The organism is Amycolatopsis sp. NPDC101161 (assembly GCF_044768185.1).
In the GTDB taxonomy this organism is placed as follows: Bacteria; Actinomycetota; Actinomycetes; order Mycobacteriales; family Pseudonocardiaceae; genus Amycolatopsis.
This window is the reverse complement of record NZ_JBIWPI010000008.1, coordinates 406,092-413,913: the sequence shown is the minus strand read 5'-3', so window position 1 is coordinate 413,913 and position 7,822 is coordinate 406,092. Positions and strand designations below refer to the sequence as shown.

The following is a 7,822-nucleotide window of genomic DNA, read 5'->3' as shown; positions in this document are numbered from 1 at the left end:
GTGGCGCTTCGGGCGCGGCCGATCGATGCGATCGGGTTGCGGGAGTAGGTGGTGGGGGGGGGGGGCGGGGGGGTCGCGCCCCCCGCCACCCCGGCCCGCGCGCGGGGGTCCCACCCCCCCCCCCCCGGGGGCGCGGGGCGCTCCACCCCCACGGGCCCGCCCGGGGGGTGTGGGGGACCGTGTTTTACACCCGTGTTCCCCCCCCACGACCGTCCCGGACTAGGTGCGGTAGCGGAACAGGATGCGGCCCCGGGCGAGGTCGTACGGGCTCAGCTCCACCAGGACCCGGTCGAACGGCAGGATCTTGATGTAGTTCTTCCGGATCTTCCCGCTGATGTGGGCCAGGACGTGGTGCCCGTTCGGCAGTTCCACCTTGAAGGTGGCGTTGCGCAGGCACTCGATCACGGTGCCCTCGACTTCGATGCCGCCCTTATTCGCCATGGCGCACCAGCTCCAGGGTGCTGCCCGCCCGCCGGGCGCCGACGCTCTCGAACAGCGCCGTCGCCGCCGGGTTGGCTTCGTTCACTTCGGCCGACGCCGTCGGGATTCCCGCCTGGTGCAACGAGTCCAGTACTCCGGTCAGCAGCGCCCGGGCGATGCCGCGGCGCTGCCGGTCCGCGCGGACGGCGATCAGGCCGATGCGCGGCAGCCGCGTCACCTGGACCACCCGGACCAGGCCGACGTACTCGTCGCCTTCGGCCGCGGCCGCGTAGAGCCCCGGGTCGACGATGGTGTCCCCGGCCGTCCGGGGCAGGATCTCGGCCGGCATCTCCTGCCAGCCGACGCTCGCTTCGACCTCGGCCCGGACCACGCGGTCCAGCGCGCGCAACGGGCCTTCCGAAGCCGAGCCGCGCGGCACGATCGTCACGCCCGGCGGTGGGGCGGTGGTCCGCTGCGCGGTGGGCACCAGGCATTCCCACTCACGCCGGCGGAGCGTGAAGCCGGCTCGTTCCCACCCCGCCGTCAGGTCGGTGTGGACTTCGTCGACGACCGTGTACAAGGGAGCGGGCAGGTCCGCGAGCATCGCGTCGGCGAGCTGGTCGAAGACCGAGCGGTGCCAGGAGTCGATGCTGAGGAAGGTCCGCCCGTCGGGCCGGGTGGTGGCTTCGCCGCGGCCGACCACGACGTCGTCCTCCAGCGCGTGCCAATGCCGCGCCGCGACGCGCGTGATCACGACCGCGGGCTCGCCCGCGATGAAATGCGTGGTTTGCATGGGTTCGTACCTCTCGGGAGTGCTCGAAGCGCTCCCGGCGACCCCTACGTCAGTCGCCCGACCGTGACGACGAGGGGAGCACCCACATCGAAACAGCGTTCATGGGGCTCACCTCCCGGCGTCGAGTCACGGTCTCCGGCACGATAGCGACCCGGCACCCCCGCGCCCAACTCATTTATCGGCGGTGCGCCGGGCCCGCAGCCAGAGGGCGATCCGCGCCGGGAACAGCAGCAACAGCAGCACGTAGTAGCCGAGGCCGGGCTTGATCAGCGCCACCACGACCGCGAGCGCGAACACGACCGCGCTCAGCACGTGGTTCCACCACGTCTCGTCCGACACGGGTTCGGCGTCCCCGCGGATCTGCGGGTCGCGCCGGATGATGAACACCATCGTCGTGTGGCACAGGCTGCTGGCCAGCAACGTCCCGAGGTAGAACACCACGGTGAAGCGCTCGGACTGGTAGGCGCCGATCAGCTCGGTCGGGAACGGCAGCAGGGCGATCGTCAGCAGCCAGCAGAAGTTGACGCGGACGAGCGCGGTGCTGTACGCGCGCACGTGCTCGAAGATGCGGTGGTGGACCGACCAGAAACGGCCGATCACGAGGAAGCTGAGCAGAAAGCTGACGATCTTCGACCAGTTGTGCGTCACCGCCTCCACCGCGGGCCGGTGCTCCGCGACCAGGTCGGGTACCAGGTCGGTGAGCGGCAGGACCAGCAACGTCAGGGCGATCGCGACCACGGCGTCGGTGAAGAACACCAGCCGCTCGGACGACTTCTTCTGTTCCACGCGGCCATCCAACACCACGGTCGCGCGGGTCACCGCCGCGGCAGCACCAGCAGCGCATCGCCGACCGGGCGTTCGCCCGTCGCGTCCGAGGGGGAGCTGACCAGCTTGCCGTCGATCGCCATCGCCGTCGAGCCGCCGCCGTCGAGGTTGATCGCCGCCACCGCGCCGAGCCGTGCCATCAGCTTCGCGCCCTCTATCAGGGAAAGCCCTTCGGCGAAGCCCGGTTGACGCCCGTCGGCGGTGACGATCAGCAGCCGCCCCTGCCGGTCGAGGCCGACCATCGTGCGCGGGTTGCGCTTGACGCCCCACCCGTACACGAACGACGGGTCGCCCGGGTGCACGATGCCGTCCGACGCCGCGTCCACCGCGATCCGGCCGTCGCGGACCAGCCACGGGCCGCCGTTGACCACGCCGGCCGGGTGGACCGGGCGGAAGCCCTCGAAGACGCGCGTCGAGACCGGCAGCCGCGTGCCGGGCCGCGCGTTCCCGGTCAGCCACGTCGCCGCCGCGCCGATGCCCTGCACGGTGTGCCCGCCCGCCGGCACCGCACCGCCGGCGGGACGTACCGCCGTGACGACGTCGTGGGCGTCCAGCACGGCTTCGACGCCGTCGCCGGCCGGGGTCGGCGTGCCGAGCTGCGGGGTGAACAGCACCAGTTCGTCCGCGTGGGTGCAGGTCGTGTCGTGCAGCGGCCGGTCCGTCGGGACGTCGCCGGGCTCGCCGCAGTTGCGGATCAGGCCGGGTTTGCGGTTGACGCCGTTGACCTCGCGGCCGCCGACGGTGAGCGCGGTGCGCGGGACGCCGATCGACGGCCGGTCGCCGAGCAGCAGCGCGGGCCGTCCGGTGGTGGCTTCGCTCTGCAGAAGGCCTTGGTAGACACCGATACCGGCGGGTTCCCCGGGGATGCCGTCGCGCGGGTCGATGACGAAGAAGCCGCCGTTGGTCCCGACGAGCGCGCCCGCGGCGGCGGCCAGCGCCGACGTCGTGCGCCGGCCCGCGACCGACTCGCCGTGCGAGGCCACGACGTCGCCGCGGAACCGCCGCGGATCGACGACGGCGACCCGGACGCGTTGCGGCCCTTGGGCTTCCGGCCCGTCCTGGCCGGTCCACTCGACGGCGCCGGAGAAGCCGTTCGCGGTCAGGGCGCTCGCGGTGGCGGCGGCCTGCGCGCGGTCGGCGAAGGAGCCGACCCGCACGCGCCAGCCGAGGGCACCGCGCGGGGTGTCGGCGAAGGCGGGCCAGTCGACCTCTTCGGCGCGCGCGGCGAAACCCTTGTCATGCAAGGAGGTCACGAGTGTTTCGGCGTGCTCGCGGCTGCCGAGCACGGACGCCGGCGCGTCCGGGTCGGGGCTCGACCCGCCGGGCACCTGCGCGGTGACGGTCCAGGAGTTGTGGCCCGTGCCGTCGCCGGTGACCGTGGTGGAGACGGTCAGCCCCGGCGCGAGCACGTCCTCGCCGTGAGCTTGGGCCGGGGAGCTCAGCGCCAGGGTCAGCGCGGCGGACAGGGTCAGGGCGAGCGGCATCCTCGTCTTCACGCGGTGCAAGCTACCCCGCCGGGGTGGACCGCGCGTGGGTTCCGGTTGAACTCCCGGGGGCACGGCGCGACGGCCGTGCCCCCGGGGAGGCTCACGACGAGCGCACGTTCCGCTGGGCCTCCTGTGCCCGGTCGGTGACGTCGCCCGTGGCCGAGCGCGCTTCTTCCTTCACCGTCGACGCGCTGTCGGCGGCTTCGGACTTCACCGACTCGACCGCCTGCTGCGCCGGCTCGCGCAGGTTGTCCCGCAGCTCTTCCGCCGCGTGCTGGGCGACCGGGGCCAGCTGCTCGCGCGCCAAGTCCGTCGCCTGGCCCGCCAGCTTGCGCTCCGGCTCGCTCGCCGGCAGCAGCGACGACACCAGCCAGCCGGCGCCGAAGGCGATCAGGCCGGCCGCCAGCGGGTTGCCCTGCGTGCCGCGGCGGATCTGCCGCGGGGCGTCGGACACGGCGTCGGCCGCGGAGCTCACCTTGTCCTGCGCGGTCGAGGCGACCGAGCCGGCCTTGTCCCCGGCGGCCGACGCGTGGTGGTCGGCGGCGCCCATGACGCGGTCCTTGGCGTTGCCGAACGCCGTCCGCACCCGGCCGACCCGGCGCTCGACGATGCGGCCGGGGCTCACCTTCTCGGTCAGCGCGTTGACGTCGGTGCTCAGGTTCCGTTGCGTGCCTTCGATTTCCCGGCGGATCCGGTCCGGTTCGGTCATGGTCGTTCGCCTTTCAGTGCGTCCGGGACCTGCTGCAGGGTTTCGACGGTCCGTTCGGGTTTCGGGTTGACGCGGCGGAACTCGCCACGCCCGGTGGCGTAGAGGACCGCGCCGGCGACCGCCCACACCGCGGCCACGATCAGCGCGGCCCAGCCCCCGTCCATGACGTTCTCGAGGGCCTGCCACAGCGCGACGGACAGGAACAGCAGCACCATGTAGCCGGCGAACCCGGCACCGCCGACCAGGCCGGCGCCCTTGGCCGCCTTGGTGGCCTCGGCTTTCGTCTCGGCCTTGGCCAGTTCCACCTCCTGCCGTACGAGGGTGGAGAGGTCCTTCATGACGTTGGACATCAGCTCGCCGACCGAGCTGTCGGCGACATCGGGGTGGGGGCTGGGTGGCTGAGTCATCACGGCACCTGCTTGGGCGCGGCGGGGCGGCTGGGCTGCGGCAGGGGCGGCTGCGGCGCGTACCCGCCCGGCTGGGGCGCGGCGAACCCGCCGGGCGTGGTCGGCGGCGCGTCGAGGTGACCAGGGTCGGGCTGGGGCGCGTCGGCCGCACCGGAGCCGGGCGCGGTGTGTCGACCAGAACCGGCCTGGGGCGCGGTGTGGCCGCCGGGGCCGGGCTGGGGCGCCTCGGCCGCACCGGAGCCGGGCGCGGTGTGGCCACCCGGGCCAGGCGGCGGCGCGATGAGACCGTCGGGAGCGACCGGGCCGCCCGGTTGCGGTGCGCTGTACCCGCCCGGGGCCACCGGCGGCGGGTACCCCGTGCCGCCCGGGCCGGGCGCCGGTGGCACCGGCGGGACCCCGGCCGGTCCGGGGTGCGAGGGCGGGGTGGCCGCGGCCGCCTGGCCGTCCGGGGTGCCTTCCCGCTGCTGCTGGGCGACGACGCCCCGGGTGAGCCGCCCGACGAGGGCGCCGGCCACCGCCGCGCCGACCAGGAAGGTCCCGGGACGGCGGCGGGCGAAACGCCGTACTTCGTCGAGCAGGTCGCCGGGTTCGCGGTGCTCCAGCCAGTCCGCGACCGACCGCGTCCGGTCCGAAACCTGACGCGCGACGTCGGCGGCGACGCCGGGGGAGTCGGTCTGTTCGGCCATCCGGTCCAGCTGGCCCGCCAGCTGGTGGAGGCTCTGCGCTGCCTTCCGCTGGCCGTCCCGCGCCTGGGATTCGAGCTGCGCGCGGCCTTCGCGAAGCAGGTCACGCGCTTCCCGCTGGGCGTGCTCGGCGACGTGTTTCGCCTCGTGGGCGGCGGTTTGCGCGACCTCGCCCCCGCGGTCGGCGGCCGTGGTGGCCACCTCGCGTGCCTCGTCCTTCGCGGTGTCCGTCGTCGACGGCGGTGACTGGCCGCCGGGTCCCTGTGTCATCTCGACCTCCTTGCGGGAGGGGCACTTCCGGTGCCCTCGGCTTCGTAGAGCCGCGGGCTACCCGGGCGCCACCCGCGTAAACGGGCACGCGTGTCCGCCGCGAAGGCGGGTAGCCCGCTCGCGGAGGCGGTGAGTGTGTCGAGAGGTGCCGGCAGTCAGCCGCCGACGTGGATGCCCGGGCGGCGGGCCGGGTCCTTCTCCGCGCTGCGGATGATCTCCCGGACCACCGGGGCCGTGTCGCCGCGGCCCAGGATCAAGTAGCGGAACAAGTGCCCGAGCGGGTTGCCCTCCGCCCACTCGAAGTGGCATTGCGGCCGGACGCCGGTGACGTCGCGCAGGGCCAGCAGGATCGCCGCGATCGCGTTCGGCGCCGCGGGGCTGTCCGCGCGCAGGATCCGGTAGCCGTCGACGTCGACGCCGCGCACCTTCAGCACGTTGCTGAACTCCGACGGGTCCACGACGTCGATCTCGAGGAACAGGACGTCGGCGGCGCCGGGAACCGGGTTCATCGACCGCTGCTCGGCTTCCTTGGCCGAGTACTCCGCTTCGTCGCCGCCCTGCCGCTTGTTGGCGATGATGTGCAGCGCGCCGTCGTTGGCGAGCGAATCCTCGATGAACCGGCGGGCCTCCTCGTCGAACTCGATGCGCTCGGCCCGCAGCTCCGTCGTCCGCGACACCCGCGAAACCAGTGAGACGACGATGATGCCGAGGATGAACAAGGCCGAGATGGCAATGCCGTCCGGCTTCTCGATGACGTTCTCGACGAGCGCGTACACCAGGACGAGCGTCAGCACGCCGAACCCGATCGCCGCGCCGCGCTGGTGCCGCCGGATCGCCGAGATGCTGACCGCGACCGATCCCGAGACCATCATCGCGAGGATGCCGGTGGCGTACGCCCCGGCCTGCGCGTTGACGTCGGCGCCGAAGGCGACCGTGATGAGGATGCTGATCACCGTGTAGACGATCACCACCGGCCGCACCGCGCGGCCCCACTCCGGCGCCATGCCGTAGGACGGCAGGTACCGCGGGACGATGTTGATCAGCCCGGCCATCGCCGACGCGCCGGCGAACCAGAGGATCAGGACGCTGCTGATGTCGTAGGCGGTGCCGAAGATCTCACCCAGCTCGTGGTGGGCGAGGTAGGCCATGGCCCGGCCGTTGGCCTCGCCGCCTTCCTTGAACGCGTCCGCCGGGATCAGCACGGTCGTGACGAAGCTGGTCGCGATCAGGAACACCGACATGATCAGCGCGGCGGCGGTCAGCAGCTTGCGCGTGTTGCGGATCCGCGACTCCAGCTTTTCTTCCGGCGTCTTCCCGCTCGCGGCGACCAGCGGCATCATGCTGACGCCGGTTTCGAACCCGGAGAGGCCCAGCACCAGCAGCGGGAACGCGATCACGGCCGGCCCGACGATGCCGCCGAACCCGCCGCCGCCCGCGGTGAGCACGTCGGTCCAGCGGGACAGCGCCGCGGAGTCGCCGAGCAGGTCGATCACGCCGGCGACCGTCACCACGGCGTTGAGCACCAGGAAGACCGCGACGAGCGGGATGGCGACGCCGACCGCCTCGCTGAAGCCCAGCAGGAACACCCCGCCGAGGATCAGCAGCAGCACGACGGTGATGAGGACGGCGTGACCGTGCAGGAAGCCCGGCAGGTACGGGTTTTCCAGCATGTGCACGGTGGCGTCCGCCGACGACAGCGTGATGGTGATGATCCACGACGTCGCGACGAAGCCGAGGAGCGTGAGGACGAACAGCTTCCCGCGCCAGAACGGCAGCAGGTCCTCCAGCATCGCGACCGAGCCTTGGCCGTGCGGGCTTTCGCGGGCGACCCGGCGGTACATCGGCAGCATGCCGAGCAGGGTCAGCGCGACGATCAGCAAGGTCGCCAGCGGCGAAAGCGCCCCGGCGGCGAGCGCGGCGATGCCGGGCAGGTAGGAGAGGGTGGAGAAGTAGTCGACGCCGGTCAGGCACATGACCTTCCACCAGGACTGCGGGGTGCCGTGGTCCTCGCCGCCCTGCCGGCCGACGGGTGCCACCCGGTGCTCCAGCAGCCACCGCGCCAGCCCGGAGGCCGGCGGCTTCGGAGGTACCGGGCTGTCGACGTTCGCCGGCATGGTCACCTCGGGTGAAGCACCCATCCTCGTCCCCTCATCGCCTGGACAACTCCGGGCACAAGGATGCCCGACGCGCGCCGGGCGGGCCGCGCAGGCCGGGTAGCGGGTGTCGAT

General features: G+C 73.0%; 8 protein-coding genes. All 8 read right to left on the bottom strand.

All coding sequences use genetic code 11. The features are described from left to right. Positions 1 to 219: 219 nt before the first annotated feature. The 8 genes from infA to ACIRSS_RS48505 all read right to left on the bottom strand — a co-directional run bounded on the left by infA (position 220) and on the right by ACIRSS_RS48505 (position 7,732). Positions 220 to 441, bottom strand: coding sequence for a translation initiation factor IF-1 (gene infA, locus ACIRSS_RS48540; RefSeq protein ID WP_364462868.1), 222 nt, complete (start codon positions 439 to 441; stop codon positions 220 to 222). Continuing rightward, positions 431 to 1,213 (bottom strand): GNAT family N-acetyltransferase, encoded by a 783-nt coding sequence (locus ACIRSS_RS48535; protein ID WP_400908807.1) that lies wholly within the window; start codon positions 1,211 to 1,213, stop codon positions 431 to 433. Before ACIRSS_RS48535 ends, infA begins: the two co-directional genes overlap by 11 nt. Positions 1,214 to 1,384: 171 nt before the next feature. Further along, a complete protein-coding gene (locus ACIRSS_RS48530; protein WP_400908804.1) occupies positions 1,385 to 1,999 on the bottom strand; it encodes a TMEM175 family protein in 615 nt (204 codons plus the stop codon). A gap of 29 nt (positions 2,000 to 2,028) precedes the next feature. Continuing rightward, complete coding sequence (locus tag ACIRSS_RS48525; protein WP_400908802.1) at positions 2,029 to 3,534, bottom strand: phosphodiester glycosidase family protein; 1,506 nt, start codon at positions 3,532 to 3,534, stop codon at positions 2,029 to 2,031. Positions 3,535 to 3,625: 91 nt separating this feature from the next. After that, a complete protein-coding gene (locus tag ACIRSS_RS48520) occupies positions 3,626 to 4,234 on the bottom strand; it encodes a DUF3618 domain-containing protein (protein ID WP_400908800.1) in 609 nt (202 codons plus the stop codon). Continuing rightward, positions 4,231 to 4,641, bottom strand: a complete 411-nt coding sequence (locus ACIRSS_RS48515) for a phage holin family protein (protein WP_400908798.1) — start codon at positions 4,639 to 4,641, stop codon at positions 4,231 to 4,233. The genes ACIRSS_RS48520 and ACIRSS_RS48515 overlap by 4 nt, the downstream gene beginning before the upstream one ends. Continuing rightward, the gene (locus tag ACIRSS_RS48510; protein WP_400908796.1) at positions 4,641 to 5,594 is read right to left on the bottom strand and encodes a hypothetical protein; all 954 of its coding nucleotides are present in this window, start codon (positions 5,592 to 5,594) and stop codon (positions 4,641 to 4,643) included. The genes ACIRSS_RS48515 and ACIRSS_RS48510 overlap by 1 nt, the downstream gene beginning before the upstream one ends. A 155-nt stretch (positions 5,595 to 5,749) precedes the next feature. Next, a complete protein-coding gene (locus ACIRSS_RS48505; protein WP_400908792.1) occupies positions 5,750 to 7,732 on the bottom strand; it encodes an amino acid transporter in 1,983 nt (660 codons plus the stop codon). Between the last annotated feature and the right edge of the window lie 90 nt (positions 7,733 to 7,822).

Excerpts from the sequence above, each read along its gene's own strand:
- infA (WP_364462868.1), bottom strand. The coding sequence starts at position 441 with ATGGCGAATAAGGGCGGCATCGAAGTCGAGGGCACCGTGATCGAGTGC.
- ACIRSS_RS48535 (WP_400908807.1), bottom strand. The coding sequence starts at position 1,213 with ATGCAAACCACGCATTTCATCGCGGGCGAGCCCGCGGTCGTGATCACG.
- ACIRSS_RS48520 (WP_400908800.1), bottom strand. The coding sequence starts at position 4,234 with ATGACCGAACCGGACCGGATCCGCCGGGAAATCGAAGGCACGCAACGG.
- ACIRSS_RS48515 (WP_400908798.1), bottom strand. The coding sequence starts at position 4,641 with ATGACTCAGCCACCCAGCCCCCACCCCGATGTCGCCGACAGCTCGGTC.
- ACIRSS_RS48510 (WP_400908796.1), bottom strand. The coding sequence starts at position 5,594 with ATGACACAGGGACCCGGCGGCCAGTCACCGCCGTCGACGACGGACACC.
- ACIRSS_RS48505 (WP_400908792.1), bottom strand. The coding sequence starts at position 7,732 with ATGGGTGCTTCACCCGAGGTGACCATGCCGGCGAACGTCGACAGCCCG.